16 protein-coding genes and 1 tRNA gene are annotated in these 14,375 nt (G+C 42.0%); 3 read left to right on the forward strand and 14 right to left on the reverse strand.

Annotation, left to right across the window (positions count from 1 at the left end; genetic code table 11):
- The first annotated feature begins 58 nt into the window (after positions 1-58).
- A complete protein-coding gene (locus tag V7K35_RS19000; protein ID WP_335080741.1) occupies positions 59-541 on the forward strand; it encodes an ABA4-like family protein in 483 nt (160 codons plus the stop codon).
- 104 nt (positions 542-645) lie between these two features.
- Here the strand turns inward: V7K35_RS19000 and V7K35_RS19005 are convergent, their stop codons facing one another.
- The 5 genes from V7K35_RS19005 to moaC all read right to left on the reverse strand — a co-directional run bounded on the left by V7K35_RS19005 (position 646) and on the right by moaC (position 4,002).
- Complete coding sequence (locus V7K35_RS19005; RefSeq protein WP_334973618.1) at positions 646-861, reverse strand: acetyltransferase; 216 nt, start codon at positions 859-861, stop codon at positions 646-648.
- A 278-nt stretch (positions 862-1,139) separates the two neighbouring features.
- Positions 1,140-1,448: a DUF3181 family protein gene (locus V7K35_RS19010; protein WP_273767386.1), complete on the reverse strand. Its 309-nt coding sequence runs from the start codon at positions 1,446-1,448 to the stop codon at positions 1,140-1,142.
- A 118-nt stretch (positions 1,449-1,566) separates the two neighbouring features.
- The gene (locus V7K35_RS19015) at positions 1,567-1,821 is read right to left on the reverse strand and encodes a hypothetical protein (protein WP_335080742.1); all 255 of its coding nucleotides are present in this window, start codon (positions 1,819-1,821) and stop codon (positions 1,567-1,569) included.
- Positions 1,822-1,895: 74 nt separating this feature from the next.
- On the reverse strand, positions 1,896-2,984 hold the full coding sequence (locus V7K35_RS19020) for a HoxN/HupN/NixA family nickel/cobalt transporter (protein ID WP_335080743.1): 1,089 nt from the start codon (positions 2,982-2,984) through the stop codon (positions 1,896-1,898).
- A 514-nt stretch (positions 2,985-3,498) separates the two neighbouring features.
- Entirely contained in the window at positions 3,499-4,002 is a 504-nt protein-coding gene (gene moaC / locus V7K35_RS19025; RefSeq protein WP_334792970.1) for a cyclic pyranopterin monophosphate synthase MoaC, read from the reverse strand.
- A 37-nt stretch (positions 4,003-4,039) separates the two neighbouring features.
- Here moaC and V7K35_RS19030 point away from each other — a divergent pair.
- A tRNA-Arg gene (locus tag V7K35_RS19030) sits at positions 4,040-4,113 on the forward strand.
- Between the two features lie 24 nt (positions 4,114-4,137).
- On the opposite strand, the gene V7K35_RS19035 is transcribed toward V7K35_RS19030, so the two are convergent.
- The 9 genes from V7K35_RS19035 to V7K35_RS19075 all read right to left on the reverse strand — a co-directional run bounded on the left by V7K35_RS19035 (position 4,138) and on the right by V7K35_RS19075 (position 12,594).
- Entirely contained in the window at positions 4,138-5,376 is a 1,239-nt protein-coding gene (locus tag V7K35_RS19035; protein WP_335080755.1) for an MFS transporter, read from the reverse strand.
- Between the two features lie 428 nt (positions 5,377-5,804).
- Positions 5,805-7,424 (reverse strand): glutamine-hydrolyzing GMP synthase, encoded by a 1,620-nt coding sequence (guaA, locus tag V7K35_RS19040; protein WP_335080744.1) that lies wholly within the window; start codon positions 7,422-7,424, stop codon positions 5,805-5,807.
- A 228-nt stretch (positions 7,425-7,652) separates the two neighbouring features.
- Positions 7,653-8,768: a cobalt-precorrin-5B (C(1))-methyltransferase CbiD gene (gene cbiD / locus V7K35_RS19045; protein WP_335080745.1), complete on the reverse strand. Its 1,116-nt coding sequence runs from the start codon at positions 8,766-8,768 to the stop codon at positions 7,653-7,655.
- Between the two features lie 251 nt (positions 8,769-9,019).
- Positions 9,020-9,706: a DUF6602 domain-containing protein gene (locus tag V7K35_RS19050; RefSeq protein WP_335080746.1), complete on the reverse strand. Its 687-nt coding sequence runs from the start codon at positions 9,704-9,706 to the stop codon at positions 9,020-9,022.
- Between the two features lie 183 nt (positions 9,707-9,889).
- Positions 9,890-10,102 carry a DUF6887 family protein gene (locus V7K35_RS19055; RefSeq protein WP_335080747.1) on the reverse strand — a complete coding sequence of 71 codons (213 nt, stop codon included), beginning with the start codon at positions 10,100-10,102 and terminating at the stop codon, positions 9,890-9,892.
- Entirely contained in the window at positions 10,089-10,277 is a 189-nt protein-coding gene (locus tag V7K35_RS19060) for a DUF6888 family protein (protein WP_442939744.1), read from the reverse strand. The genes V7K35_RS19055 and V7K35_RS19060 overlap by 14 nt, the downstream gene beginning before the upstream one ends.
- 64 nt (positions 10,278-10,341) lie before the next feature.
- Entirely contained in the window at positions 10,342-10,638 is a 297-nt protein-coding gene (locus V7K35_RS19065) for a DUF7734 family protein (RefSeq protein ID WP_335080749.1), read from the reverse strand.
- Between the two features lie 33 nt (positions 10,639-10,671).
- On the reverse strand, positions 10,672-11,268 hold the full coding sequence (locus V7K35_RS19070) for a DUF3177 family protein (protein WP_334796299.1): 597 nt from the start codon (positions 11,266-11,268) through the stop codon (positions 10,672-10,674).
- A 1,080-nt stretch (positions 11,269-12,348) separates the two neighbouring features.
- Positions 12,349-12,594: a Calvin cycle protein CP12 gene (locus tag V7K35_RS19075; RefSeq protein WP_334796300.1), complete on the reverse strand. Its 246-nt coding sequence runs from the start codon at positions 12,592-12,594 to the stop codon at positions 12,349-12,351.
- 371 nt (positions 12,595-12,965) lie between these two features.
- On the opposite strand from V7K35_RS19075, the gene V7K35_RS19080 reads away from it, so the two are divergent.
- A complete protein-coding gene (locus V7K35_RS19080; RefSeq protein WP_335080750.1) occupies positions 12,966-14,195 on the forward strand; it encodes an FIST signal transduction protein in 1,230 nt (409 codons plus the stop codon).
- Positions 14,196-14,375: the final 180 nt, after the last annotated feature.

Consider the following 14,375-nt stretch of genomic DNA (forward strand, 5'->3'; position numbering starts at 1 on the left):
ATTTTTGCGTAAATCCTATTCCTAACTGATAATTTTTAATTTCTTACCTTACAACAATATGACAATCTCTCAACTATTTAACGTCGCCAATCTTTTTGTATTGCCTTTTTGGACATTGATGATTTTATTGCCAAATTGGAAGGTGACACGGCAGATAATGTCATCATATCTACCTTTTGTGCTGTTAGCTGGGGCGTATTTATATTTGTTTATCAACAGCATTACGCCAGAAAATGCCCAAGCTTTATCGAATCCCCAATTAGCTGATATTGCACGATTTTTTGCAGATGAAACAGCTGCTGCAACGGGTTGGATTCATTTTTTAGTGATGGATTTATTCGTCGGTCGCTGGATTTATTGGGAAGGGCAAAAAACAGGTATTTGGACAATTCACTCCCTTGCACTGTGTTTCTTTGCTGGCCCTTTGGGATTACTGTCTCACATCTTAACTAGCTGGATTACTAAGACATTTTTTCCGAAGTTTCAGGAGAAGGAAGCGGTGACGGTAGAAGAAAAAGCTGCGTCATCATCTGGCACATAATTATATATAGCAGATCCCCGACTTCTTTGAGAAGTCGGGGATCTATGGCTTGATAATTAGGGAATCAGTTTACTCCTATTACCAATTATCTGATTTTAAAATTATTAAGCGTTGTCATGTCTATAGTCAGCATCTAACCAACAGCGTGGTAAAACTTCACCTGAAGGAAATACGAGATTTTCTTTCTTAAAAGTTTCAGGTTGCTGTTCTTCTTGACCTTCTTGGTCTTTTGCCTGAACAACATCAGTATTCGGGTCAAGTAATTCCTGAATTTCAACAATTTTTACCAATTCGCCACTATCTTTGACTTGTAAAAGCATAGAAATTGCCTCAATAAGTTTGTATGAAAGTTTAAAGCAAGTCTCAATATCAACTCGCTCACATCTTAACCCATTTAGAACGTCGAGATTCCTTAATGGTTAAAGGAATTTTTATCAGACATACATAGATTAGACATCATTTATGTGCATCTGTAGTTTTTATTTTTATAAAATTGATGCGGTAGAAAAATCTTTAATTCAGCACCTTCAATCTCAAATTGCATTAGGAAATGCTCACCGAACAAATTATCTAATTTAAATAATCTTAGTTTGAACGATTATATTTCGCGTTGATATTTTTCTAAAATATCTACTAAAGTGACCTGGGATTGCAGTGGTAGTAAATCGATTAAAGGAAGTTCGCTTTTACCTCCACCAATTTTTACTGGAATTGATTTCAAGACTTTTATAACTTGGTCTTCATTTACATTGTTGGAAGTAATTAAGGGATATAACTGTTCAGCAACAAGGGTATGCAGCTTGGCATTAGATAAATAAAGATGCCATTTGGCAATGTCTATGTAGACATTTTCGCCAATTTCAGCTGCTAGGGCTTCCAGTAGTTCTGTGGTGTTAGTCTTAGCCATAAAAATAACCCTACATTGAGAAAGAGCGCGAAATCTCAGGCTTTTTTACATTATCACTCAATTAACAAGCTAATCTACTACCACAGGTTACAATCGCCCCAGCATCAGGAGTCCGTCTTCAGATGGATTTAGATGGATCACTGTAGTTGGCGATCGCAGCAATATAAATTAGATGTACTAACAATATTCCTGTCCAAGTTAAAGTCACCCCAGGCAGCCACTCCCAGGTAGTGCCTTTCAAGATGTGGAAAAACCACAAGCCAGAATTAATACTAGCAGCGATCGCCACATGGATGGCAAAATTCATCCGGTCATCTATCTTGCGGTAATCAGGGTCTTTGCGATCGGGTTCGCGAGGCCAACGAGGAGGCATAAATATTTGTTACAGATTTTAATACACCCTACTCATTCTAAGGTTTTTAGGGCATTTATGTCGCGCATATAGGCTCAATGCCTATTCTTCCTGTTTTTAACCGGTGTAGCACTAGTGACTTCCAACTCATCATACTTATTGACTTTGTAGATGATGGTCGAAAGTAACCAACTGAATACAAAGATGGCAATAATTAAGTAACCAATTGTGCCAAAGTTATCACCTAATTGACTAATGAAATCCCAAAACGGACTTTTCAGTTGTAACTGATCACCAATAATGTTCAGCGCCTCAATTCCGCCAATGACCACAGCAACTAGTACAGAAACAAGGGTGATGGTCATGTTGTAGTAAAGCTTGCGGATTGGTTTGACGTAAGCCCAGCCATAAGCACCAAGCATTAAAATGCCGTCAGTGGTGTCAATCAGGGACATACCTGCGGTGAACAAAGCTGGAAACAATAGGATTGACCAGATCGGCAAACCTTTAGCTGCTTGATTGGCAGAAATCCCTAGCAGTGCTACCTCTGTCGCCGTGTCGAAGCCTAAGCCAAAGAGGAAACCTAAAGGAAACATTTTCCAGCTACTATCTATTAACCGAAATAAAGGACGGAAGATGCGACCGAGTAGCCCACGTTGGTTCAAAAATTCATCTAAAGATTGCTCGTCGTAGATTCCGCCTCGCTTGACAGTTTGGAAGGTCTTATAAACATCCCATAGCACGACCATATTAATTGCTGCAATTGCTAGTAGGAAAAGTGCAGAAACGGTACTGCTAATTAGTCCTCCAACCTTTTCAAAACTGGGAAAGTCGTTATGGATGGTTGTAGTGGTTAAGGCGATCGCAATAGAGGCGGCAATTACAACGGTGGAATGACCTAAAGAGAAGAAAAACCCAACAGCAACAGGTCGTTTGTTCTCCTGCATCAATTTACGGGTAACATTGTCAATCGCGGCGATGTGATCGGCATCTACAGCATGACGTAGACCGAAGCTATAAGCTAATACGGCAGTGCCAAGTAGAAGGGGGTAGCGATGGAATGCAATCAGGGCAACTACCCAGACTAAAATATTCACGCTAATCAGGAACGCATAAATATTGATCACTTTACGTCTAACGTTTCTGGAACTATCGTTGAAAACACGTGAAAATCTGGATAGCATTTGTCACTCCCCATTAAAATATATTTCGCACAATCTAAAAAATGAATGAGACTCAGTATGAGCCGTACCAGCATCCTGAGCCAGCTATTTCGGTTTCATTCATGAAAATTACTTATATTGACATCAGCGTAAGGTTTAGTAAAACCTATCTAAATGACAAAGGTATTGCAAGCCTATGTCAAAAGTGTGGCTAGTCGGTCATACTTGATAACCCTGAGCAGCATTAACAGGCTGAAATCTTTATAAATAGAACTTGTCAGCCCAGTAATTCTTATTTCTTTAGGATTGATGCAAAGAAAAACTGCGATCGCCTTAGCCTGCACATCGCTCTGGCAGGAACCTTTTTTGATGGCAGAGATCGGTACGTGACTGCTTTTGTGAGTAATCCAATTATCTCTAAATCGAATGACTTGCCGATGCTAGTCTCTTTTATCGGCGTGTTCAAAATGGCACAAAAGCCCGGAATACAATTCTTTTGACTTTTGACTTTTGACTTCCGCCTTGCGGTACTAGGTTATTGCTCTGGCAAAGAGTAATCTGCTGATTTACCGCCACTCTTACTTATTAAACGAATCGATTCAATTTGAATCGACTTTTCTAAGGCTTTTGCCATATCATATAAAGTCAGGGCAGCCACAGAAACGGCAGTTAAGGCTTCCATCTCTACACCAGTTTCAGCTTTTGTTTTGACTGTGGCTTGAATTTGATAACCAGGTAGTTGCGGATCGGGTATAATCTCAACCGCGATTTTTTGCAAAGGCAACGGATGACACAGAGGAATTAAAGTGGCTGTTTGCTTGGCTGCCATAATCCCAGCCAATCTTGCAGTTGCTAATACATCTCCTTTTGGCACATTTCCGGCTTGAATGGCAGCGAAGGTTGTAGGCAGCATCCGCACATTAGCAGCGGCTACTGCTTGGCGGACGGTGGGTGCTTTGTCAGACACATCCACCATCTGTGCCTGTCCTTGGCGATCTAAATGGGTTAAGTTGGCAAAATTAGATGAAATATCTTGCATGATTTAGTTAGAACGTGTTAATATAGATTGTCGGTGAGGGCGTGTAGCTCAGTGGACTAGAGCACGTGGCTACGGACCACGGTGTCGGGGGTTCGAATCCCTCCTCGCCCGTTTTTAAAAGTTAGGAGTGAGAAATTAAAGTTCCTCACTCCTAACTTTTAAGTTGTTCAAGGCGTAGGCATCTGGAGCGCGACCTAGTGCAAAGCGCAGCGAGCTAGATAGGTTTTTGCTCGACTGGGTGAGGAAGATCACAAGTGCAACAGAAGTGATCACAGCACCGTAGCCAAACATATTGCGGTAGCCTACTTGATCGGCTATTGTACCCAGAAGAGGAGCTGCGATCGCAATCCCCAGGTCAAGTCCAGCTATGCATATAGCAAAAACTTGCCCCCGTTCTTGCGGCAGGGAGCGGTCTGCCATCATAGTGATCATCATCGAGATGAGTGTACCACCACCACTACCTTCAGCGATCGCAGCCAGTAAGAAAAAGATCGTGCTGTCTGCCTGCCACAGCAGTATTAAGGCTAAAACGTAGCAAAAAATCCCAAAGGTGATAAACAAACCACGACCAAAGCGATCGCTTGCCTTACCAGCAAACACCCTGATACTAAAACTAGAAATTGCCCCAGCTGTAAAAAACAGTCCGCCATTGAAGTCCACCTGAGTGGATTTGAGGAACAACGACACAAAGGTATGTACAGCACCGAGGGATAAACCAACCAACGACATAACTATAGTTGGAACTCTCACCCGTGGACTAGCCAAAATTTGCCAAAAGTTGGGATTATTTGCCTCAGTTTGCTCCTGTGTTTGCATTGGGGGATTAGTGACTTGGACAATCCCCAAAAGGGCAACAAAACCCAATTCAGCGGATAACAAAAATAATATCCCGTAACCACTTGTAGCTTCTAAATACCCTCCCAAGGCAGGGCCAATTGCTAAACCAAGGGGAGTTGTCAGGCTCATGTAACCAATGATTTCACCACGAGTTTCATTAGTAGCTAAATCCGCGATTAAGGCACTGTAGCCAGTGGTAAAAGCGGCAATGCTAATACCGTGAAAAATCCGCACCAGAATCAACAGCGGAATTGATTGGGTTGCCAAGTAACCAAAGGGTGCGATCGCAGCTACTATCGTACCAATCACCAAGACAATTTTTCGACCACGTTCATCGGCTAACCGTCCCAGCGTCGGGCGAGATAGCAATAACCCAATGGCTAAACTGCCCATCACAATCCCAATTTCTTGTTTGCTTGCGCCCACATCATCGATGTAAAGCGGTAGAGTTGGTAAGAGCGAAGATATGCTCGACCAAAATAATAAACCTGCTGTAAATAAAATCAGCATCTGACTACGAAAAATCAATACTTTCAGCCTTGAATTTTCAAAAAATGCTCATGCAATACTCATTCTTAATAATTTCAGTATTTAATATAAATAATTAGTATGTTTTCGTACTCAGCAGCGATGCTCAACAGATGCTCATTCTTCGAGGAAAGAGAGGGTAAATTTGTCTCTATCCTATATTCCCACAGTTATCTCACTTCGTGTCAGTCCATTGTTGTTGCCTTGGTACGGCGCTGTAAGTACCCGTTTTGCAGATAGCAGGAATGACTTTCAGTAGACCGAAAAGTTTTGCGATCGCTAAAAAAAGGAAGCGTCTCGTTCGCTTGCTCCTGGTGCGGATGCTGCGCGAACAGACTTTTTAAATTTTGAATTTTGAATCTTTCAATTCCAAAATCCAAAATTTAAACATCGTAAATTCGGTGAGCAGCTTTTAGTTAAGTAAACTCAAAACTTGATTACTCCCATTCAATGGTTCCAGGTGGCTTAGAGGTGATGTCATAAACCACCCGATTCACCCCTTTCACTTCATTCACAATCCGAGTGGAAATCACTTCTAGGACATCGTAAGGGACTCTGGCCCAATCAGCAGTCATGCCATCTTCACTGGTCACAATTCGCAAGACGATGGGGTAAGCGTAGGTACGCTGATCCCCCATAACGCCAACACTACGAATTGGCAGCAAGACAGCAAATGCTTGCCAGAAATCATGATACATACCGCGTTGGTTAATTTCTTGCCGGACAATCAAATCAGCATCGCGCAAAATATTTAACCGTTCAGATGTGACTTCCCCCAGGATACGAATTGCCAAACCAGGGCCAGGAAAAGGTTGCCGTTGGACAATTTCTTCTGGTAAACCAATGGAACGCCCAACTTTGCGGACTTCATCTTTAAATAGTTTCCGCAGTGGTTCCACTAATTTAAATCTTAAGTCTTTGGGCAAACCGCCAACATTGTGATGACTCTTAATTTTGACCGCTACCCGCTCACCAGTTTGGGGATCAACGTTGGTGTCAGCAGATTCGATCACATCTGGATAAAGAGTCCCTTGAGCCAGATAGTCAAAGTGGCCGAGGCGCTTGGATGTTTCCTCAAATACGCTGATAAATTCGTGTCCGATGCGGCGGCGTTTTTCTTCAGGATCTGTAATATTGGCAATTGTAGCTAAAAAGCGATCGCGAGCATTAACATACTCTACAGGAATGTGAAACTGTTCTTGGAACAACTTTACCAATCGCTCTGGCTCATACTTTCGCATAAAGCCTTGATCGATAAATACGCAAGTTAGTTTCTCACCAATCGCTTTATACAGCAAGAAGGCCAGAGTAGAAGAATCCACTCCCCCAGATAGCGCTAACAGCACCCGCTTATCGCCAACTCTGGTGCGAATTTCCCCAATTGCTTCTTCGACAAAAGCCGCTGTTGTCCAAGTGGGTTCGCAATCGCAGATATGGTAGACAAAATTACGAATTAATGCTATTCCGCCAAGAGAATGTACCACCTCTGGATGGAATTGAACGCCGTAAAGTTTCTTTTCGTGGTCGGCAATGGCAGCACAGGGAGTATTTTCTGTATGTGCCAGCAATTCAAACCCTGACGGCATCTGGATAACTGAGTCTCCATGACTCATCCACATAGTGATGCCATCTTCGACATTAGTGAGCAAATCTGTGGGATCATCAATATATAATGATGCTTTGCCGTACTCACCTCGGTCAGCCTTTACGACTTCCCCACCGAGTTGATTTACCATTAGCTGCATCCCATAGCAAACACCCAAAATGGGTATTCCCAAATTCCAGATTTCTGGGTCACAATGGGGAGATTTATCACCATAAACCGAACTCGGGCCACCGGAGAGGATGATTCCCTTAGGATTGAGTTGGCGCAAATGTGCTGAAGAAGTGCGATAGGACAAAACTTCAGAGTATACTTGAGTCTCGCGGATGCGCCGGGCAATCAACTCAGAATATTGAGAGCCGAAGTCCAGAATTACAATCAATTGACGATCAAGCCGCCCAAAATCTTCCAATGTTTGGGGGGCTTGTTCTGTTGGTATCACCGCTGTATTCATGACGGAAATGTTATATCTGTTAAGGATAAGTAGATGCTTTGTGGTCTATGGTGATGCTATTATTCAGCCTGCATAGGCTGATAATGGTACAGAAGCCCTAGACAAACGCGAGGTTATGTGCGTTTGTCTAGTCCCGGAGGCGGAGATGGTATGAAAACGATAAATCTACCCTAGAGTGGTTACTTAAAAGATTATCTATTTGGATTGTTTACGATTATTCATAATAAATTAACATAATTTTCCCATCAACAGACCAGCAGTTTTACTCTTCACGATAATTTTGCGATCGCGATCAAAGAGGATAGAGCCACAGACTGTTACTCCTGTGGTGCTTTCACTATGGCTTTGGATGTATTCTTGAGAACGAACATCGATGGTTTCGGCGATCGCAGTGTAAACTTGATTTACCCAATCACTTTCTGTGGAAGCATCTAGCGATTTTAGATATGTTAGTGCAGCTTCCGCAGTCGCACTGTTAAACACAGCTTGGATATCTGGTGATTTTAAACCAGCGATCGCACAGTGCGATGCCAAAATTTCTCTGCGTCCATCAGCCAAGTAGTGATGGGTGTGAAAAATCCCTCCAGCCAGTTTCATCAGCTTACCGTGATAGCCAAATAATAAGATTTCTTTCACACCTAGCACATCAGCTTCTACTAACATTGGGCCGAGCCAGTTAGCAGTTTTGACCAATTGTTCAGGATTAATCCCTAGTTTACGCGCCAAATCTAGGCCATTCTCCCCGATACAGAATACTAAACTTTCAAAACGACTAGCTTTATTTTGTAATTCAGCCCGAAAAACTGCAAGCTGATCTGGTGTACTCAAGGGTTGAGAAATGCCGGTTGTGCCTAAAAGAGAAAGTCCTTCAACCACACCAAAAGCAGAATTTGAAGTGCGAACAGCAAGCGATCTTCCTTCGGGTAAAATAATTGTCACCGTGATTTTTTGCCCCGGTGCTAGCATCCGTTGCAAGTTTTCTTTTAAGAGCCTTTGAGCATAAGCATAAATAGCAGGCTTGTCATCAGCATTCATCTGTCTGCCAATTCCTTCTCCTCCTTTAATAATTACTGTCTCCTCATTTCCCCCTCCCCATTCCACCAATGCCCAAATCGGTGTATCTTTAGTCAAATCGAGATTATCACCAGGATCGCTGCGGGTGATTGCTAAAGCTGTATTACTAGATAGTCCTGCTACCTGTTGAATGGGGATTTCTGCGATTTGAGCGGGTTCAAGTAAATCTACAGAGGCTAAAGTTAGGGGTTGGCGATCGTGTAACCAATGTAAAGCTGCAACAGCAGCAGCGCACGCAAATACCGGGAGTGTGTATCCAGAACAGGACATTTTTTAAATTCAAAAGTCAAAATAATTCTTCAAAATTGTTCGCGTAGCCTCTCTTAGACAAGACAGTTTCAGACGGGAATTTAGATCCCAACTGTAGTTTGCTTCCTTCAGGATAACGTTCCCAATCAGCGGCGGCAAACAACCTTGAATTCAGCACCAGCGGCTTTCTTCAGTCCGCTGCATCACAATTCTCGCTTGCAACTTGCAGTAGATATGAGCATGATAACCAGTTTCTCTGGCGTGATAACCTATCAAAACGGATCATAACCTGGGTAGAAGTACCAACCTGGGTCAAGACTTGGCTGACGTAAATGTATAGCTTTCACAACAGTATTTATGATTCCGACTAAAAATCCTACGATGACATCGTTATTATCTGTATCAGGAAGAACCTTCCAAACATGATCCCAAAAACCATATTCTCTACCAACGACACAAAAGATATTGATTGGAAGCGGAACGAGCATATCCTTCTGTGCTTGAATAAAACGATCCGAGTCTTTTGAGTTCTTCAAATCAGAGTTAAAAGCAAAGAGTGCTGAATGAGGTTGTGGACCGCGAAGAGAGCGTAACTTCTGCCCATTCCGAATCGACTTGTCAAACTCGCTCTTTGTTAAAGTCGTTTTTATTTCTATAACGTAATAAATGGTTTCAATAGGGAATACACCGATCTTTTCATCATAGAGAATAGGCGGCACTGTACGTCTATCGTAGATGATGATATCGGTTTCTGAAGACAAGTTCCCACTTGAGTCAGTAACTTTACCGCTTCCGATGTGAACACCTTCTGGAAGAAGTGGAACAAGAAGCTTCTCAATCAAGATTTGGCGCACGTTCCCAGCCATTCCATGATGCTCCAATTTTATGCAATCCTGAGCCTCGGAGATGCATTGCTTAATTATGTTATTCAGTCTATTTCTAAATATCTCATTACCCATAAGATCAAACTTGAAGCTTTATTGATAAGGCTTAGATACAAACAATGTACTTTAATTCTAACTAACAAGATATTTGTATAACTGCATTGCTAAACATTTGCATAATATTTTTAAGTGGGTATTAATTTGGTATTGATACCAGCAGACAGTTTAAAGATTATGCCCCTACTGAAAAATCGAGGGTTAACTACTGCTTCTTGCTGCTTCTAGCTTTTGGCGAATCGCTGCTTGAACCTTCTGATCAAAATCGGGATCATCGGGGCTTGCAACAATCCTACGCGGACGCTGATTAATCCTGTCCAAGTATGCTTGAAAAGCAGCTTGATCACCGCGATGCTTGAGAAAATACTGTTTCAATTCAATATCAGACATTGAATCGTAATTAATTTGGCTCATCAGACAACTCTCCGTTGGGTAAAATTTGGAATTCAATCTCTTCGTCATACCCAGCAAGGATGTATACATTACGAGTCCGATTATCAATGCAAATCAGGTATATGGGCTGAAGCATGATATACGTCAGTTGATAGCTAATATTATACAAACTTGCTACCTGAGCAGCAGTAGGTATTTTAGTTAATTACACCACCTGCTGTCCATTTTAGCAGTTCCGCATAACTGCCCAATTAATACAGTTACACTCCCACTTCTGATAATAAAGCTTCTATAGCTTCCCAAGAGATTCCTTGTTGAATATAACGGGGTGCTTCAGGATTGTAAGGACTGGCTACTCGGTCAATATTGAGGATGTTTGCCCCATCTGGTAGAACTGGTACATCTGCATCAAATGCCGTTGGACGCATCAAAGAACTGGAAAAGCCTTTGAAAATAGCAATTGTATCTTGTTCATCAGCAATTTCCACCGTTACAAGTAGGACTTCTTGGGAGCGTTTAGCGGTGTATTGTTCCAGTCGCTTGCCAATGGAATTCATTTTTTTAATAGTAGGGGTACGGTGGGGCGACGGTTACTGTGGTGTGGCTGAACGTCCCTGCTTGCCCAGCTTAATCAAAACAAAATAGCTTAAGTAAAGCACATAAATTACTAAACTAATTATGCCAAGAAAACCTAAAAATTCAGCTTTGCTATTAGCATGAAAATATTCTTTGAATAGCAACGGAGCCTCGAACCAGACGCTACAATTTGGAGTCTTAAGCATATTGCCAGAAAAAGCACAACCCAAAAAAGGGATAAAGGCTAGTGTCCCCAAAATACAATAAACAGTTGTAGCCCAGCGCCAAGAGGTAAAAATAAATTTTAAAGAGCCACTGGTTTGATACTCAATTTCATCGTTGAGATCCACCCAGAACCACAGCGAAATTGGGATCAAAATCCGAGCTATCAACCCAGAAATAAAACTAACTGGATACTGGGCAATCATTAAGTAAATCGTGATTGCCACTAAGCTTGATACCCGCCAGTATATACTCAATAAGCGTTGTATGCTTTCTGTTTTTTGCACAAATGCCCAAATCAGAAGAATTAGCGGAATAATTACCAGGAATAATACTGCCAGTCGGTAATCAATCCAGACGAAAGGGCGAAACCAAATACTATAATTCATTGTTTTTCTCAAACGCTAAATAAAACATTTTTAACCAAGAGCAACTATCCATAACTGATAAACCTGTAAGCTATTAGCTAGCTAGTAGTCTATCTATATTAGATAACAGTTTAATCAAAGCACAAAGCTCAGTGTCTTGCCTCAAGACTGCGCTCTAACTTCTTTGTACAAGTAAGTGGCTCCCTAACTTATAAGTAGATGGATCTAAATAAATATAATAGGACTTACGTACACTCTACGATTCTTCTTTTCTCTACGAGACGCTGCGCGTTGGCGTTGGCGGAAGCCTGCGGCAAGCCACTACGTATCTACGATAAATTAAGCTTTTTGGCAATTTTTGCGTAAGTCCTATTAAGAATAGTTTGTCATTGCGTACTCCTTTGGAGAACCCATACGCGAGTGCGTCTCTGCCAGGAGAAGGCTACGAAGTATTCGCGGTAGCGTCTTGTAGAGTTGCAATCTCAGTTTTTGCGATTGCAACTCTACAAGACACTACGCTAACACTCCACTGCGTTACGTACTCTACAGGAAGGCTTACGCCAACGCAATGATATTTTATATTTAATTTCACCCAACTCATACCATTTCACGAAATTTATACTATAAATACGTTTGTAGGGGCATACATGTGTACGCCCCTACAGCCAATTCATTTGTTACAAAGATTTTTGGAAAAGGTATTACATGGTAAAACGCTCAATTCACTTTCCTTAATCTCTGTATTTAGCAAAAAACAAGCAACTCAAAGATCCTCAACTTAGATTTTGCACCTACCTGTAGTAGCATCAGGGAGTCTGTTCAAAACCTACCCACCAACTCAACTACAAACTCGGCACTCCCAGACAAACCCCCAACTTTTTTGGGTATAAAGGTTTCCTTATAAGATAAAAAAACTCTCAAAGTTTAACTCTTATACATCCCTAACTTCAGATATTTCACCAATTTTCCACCCGTTGGAAAAAATGATCAAAGAGGGAGAGTAGGATTTTAGGCGGGAGTGAGGTGAAAGTGCGACATTTGAGTAAGTAAATCCTGGTTGCTTGCTGACCAAATGAACAGAAAATTCACTTGCTTGAATTTCTAGTCGTCGTAAACCCGGCATTCAATTGCATCTGGGTTGTCATCACAATACTGTTCAAGAGAGTTTTTTGGCTTGCTTTGACGTTTGTGGGAAGCTTCGGCTTGCAATTCTTCTACTGCATCCCAAGCAGCAGCACACTCTGGTGAGTTGCTACCGCTAACGTCACAAACAGTACGCGCTTGTTCGACTTCTTCTTGAATTTTGTCTTCGATACCGCTCTTTGTTGTTTCTTGGATGTTAGTCATTGATTTAGTCTCGTTGTGTGTTGTTAATACCAGTATAGAAAAAATTTAGAAATGGCAGATTTTGGCTTGATTACTAACCATTCTAACCATTTAGCTCATAAGTTAGTATTTTAGCTTATTGATTTATAACCAATACAGGAAACTGCCGCGTCTATAATGCATTCATCTTTAATTTTTTAAGATTTTGTGGAATCAGTACTAAAGATAAACAATCATACAATATATTTAGATGCATCTATTAGGGAATGACAACCCCAGCTTCTTGGGATGGAGGAGACAAAGGGCTGGGGCTAATTCTTGTAAAATGCAATTCTTCCCAAAAGAAAAAATCAAAACCTACTAGCCTAAAAAGAGAAAGAAGCTCAAAACTCATGGCAGACCAAATGCAGTGGGCAAACGCCCTATCAACCCGTCATTCTTTGGAAGCCGCTATTACAGATGTGGTGGAACGAGCTGTCTCATCATTAACAGCACCTGCGGATCTAGGACTGGTATTCATTTCGTCTGCTTTTGCGAGTGAGTATTCCCGATTGTTACCGTTGTTAGCCGAAAAACTTTCTGTGCCAGTGCTAATTGGCTGTAGTGGTGGAGGTGTGATTGGGACGACAGTTAGCGGAGAAACCCAAGAACTGGAAACTGAACCAGCTATCAGCTTGACTTTAGCACACCTTCCAGGAGTGAAGGTTCAAGTCTTTCATATTGTTGCTGAAGAATTACCTGACTTAGACAGTTCACCAGATGCTTGGGTTGATTTGATCGGTGTGCCAGTATCACCAACACCCCAGTTCATCTTGCTGTCTAGTTCTTTCGCCTCTGGAATCAACAATTTGTTGCAGGGACTAGATTTTGCTTATCCAGGATCGGTGATAGTGGGGGGACAAGCTAGTGGTGGGGGTATGGGTGGTCGTGTTGCCCTATTTTGTAACGATGCTGACGAACACCAAAACCTGTATCGCGAGGGGACTGTTGGTATAGCTTTGACTGGCAATATTGTTTTGGAAACGATTGTAGCCCAAGGATGCCGACCGATTGGCAAACCATTGCAAGTCACAAAAGCCGATCGCAATATTATTCTGGAGTTAGATGATAAAGTCCCTTTGATGGTGTTGCGAGATTTAATTGCCAGTCTCAGCGAAGAAGAACGGACTTTAGCACAGCACTCTCTGTTTGTTGGTGTGGCAATGGATGAATTTAAGCTAGCTTTGCAGCAAGGAGACTTTTTAATTCGTGGTATTCTTGGGGTCGATCCAACAGCTGGGGCGATCGCAATAGGCGATCGCGTCCGTCCTGGTCAAAGGCTGCAATTCCACCTACGCGATGCCCAAGCCTCTGCTGAAGACCTAGAATTACTCCTCCAAAGTTATCAACACCAACGAGACTCTGAACCCTCTGCCGTAGCTGCCTTGATGTTTGCCTGTCTGGGGCGAGGTGAAGGACTGTATGGTAAACCCAATTTCGATTCTGAACTATTTCAGCGCTACATTAACGATATTCCTGTAGTCGGCTTTTTCTGTGGTGGTGAAATCGGCCCTGTTGGTGGCAGAACCTTCTTACACGCCTACACTTCAGCATTTGGAATTTGTCGCCAAAATCAGTTATGAATTATAAATTAGACTCCTGATTCTATAGTAATCCTATCTGAATTTCGTTCAAATTTGCGGTGTCCAGATCCCCGACTTCTTTAAGAATAGGACTTACGCAAAAATTGCCAACTTCGCTTAATTTATCGAACCGCCAAGACGAGGCAGTGCGTTGGGCGGCTCTGCCGACTTGAAGCAACT

It is taken from the genome of Nostoc sp. (assembly GCF_036917275.1).
Lineage (GTDB): Bacteria > Cyanobacteriota > Cyanobacteriia > Cyanobacteriales > Nostocaceae > Nostoc.

Excerpts from the sequence above, each read along its gene's own strand:
- V7K35_RS19070 (WP_334796299.1), bottom strand. The coding sequence starts at position 11,268 with ATGAATTATAGTATTTGGTTTCGCCCTTTCGTCTGGATTGATTACCGA.
- V7K35_RS19050 (WP_335080746.1), bottom strand. The coding sequence starts at position 9,706 with ATGGGTAATGAGATATTTAGAAATAGACTGAATAACATAATTAAGCAA.
- V7K35_RS19055 (WP_335080747.1), bottom strand. The coding sequence starts at position 10,102 with ATGAGCCAAATTAATTACGATTCAATGTCTGATATTGAATTGAAACAG.
- V7K35_RS19080 (WP_335080750.1), top strand. The coding sequence starts at position 12,966 with ATGGCAGACCAAATGCAGTGGGCAAACGCCCTATCAACCCGTCATTCT.
- V7K35_RS19015 (WP_335080742.1), bottom strand. The coding sequence starts at position 1,821 with ATGCCTCCTCGTTGGCCTCGCGAACCCGATCGCAAAGACCCTGATTAC.
- V7K35_RS19000 (WP_335080741.1), top strand. The coding sequence starts at position 59 with ATGACAATCTCTCAACTATTTAACGTCGCCAATCTTTTTGTATTGCCT.
- V7K35_RS19010 (WP_273767386.1), bottom strand. The coding sequence starts at position 1,448 with ATGGCTAAGACTAACACCACAGAACTACTGGAAGCCCTAGCAGCTGAA.
- V7K35_RS19065 (WP_335080749.1), bottom strand. The coding sequence starts at position 10,638 with ATGAATTCCATTGGCAAGCGACTGGAACAATACACCGCTAAACGCTCC.
- guaA (WP_335080744.1), bottom strand. The coding sequence starts at position 7,424 with ATGAATACAGCGGTGATACCAACAGAACAAGCCCCCCAAACATTGGAA.
- V7K35_RS19075 (WP_334796300.1), bottom strand. The coding sequence starts at position 12,594 with ATGACTAACATCCAAGAAACAACAAAGAGCGGTATCGAAGACAAAATT.
- cbiD (WP_335080745.1), bottom strand. The coding sequence starts at position 8,768 with ATGTCCTGTTCTGGATACACACTCCCGGTATTTGCGTGCGCTGCTGCT.
- V7K35_RS19005 (WP_334973618.1), bottom strand. The coding sequence starts at position 861 with ATGCTTTTACAAGTCAAAGATAGTGGCGAATTGGTAAAAATTGTTGAA.
- moaC (WP_334792970.1), bottom strand. The coding sequence starts at position 4,002 with ATGCAAGATATTTCATCTAATTTTGCCAACTTAACCCATTTAGATCGC.
- V7K35_RS19020 (WP_335080743.1), bottom strand. The coding sequence starts at position 2,984 with ATGCTATCCAGATTTTCACGTGTTTTCAACGATAGTTCCAGAAACGTT.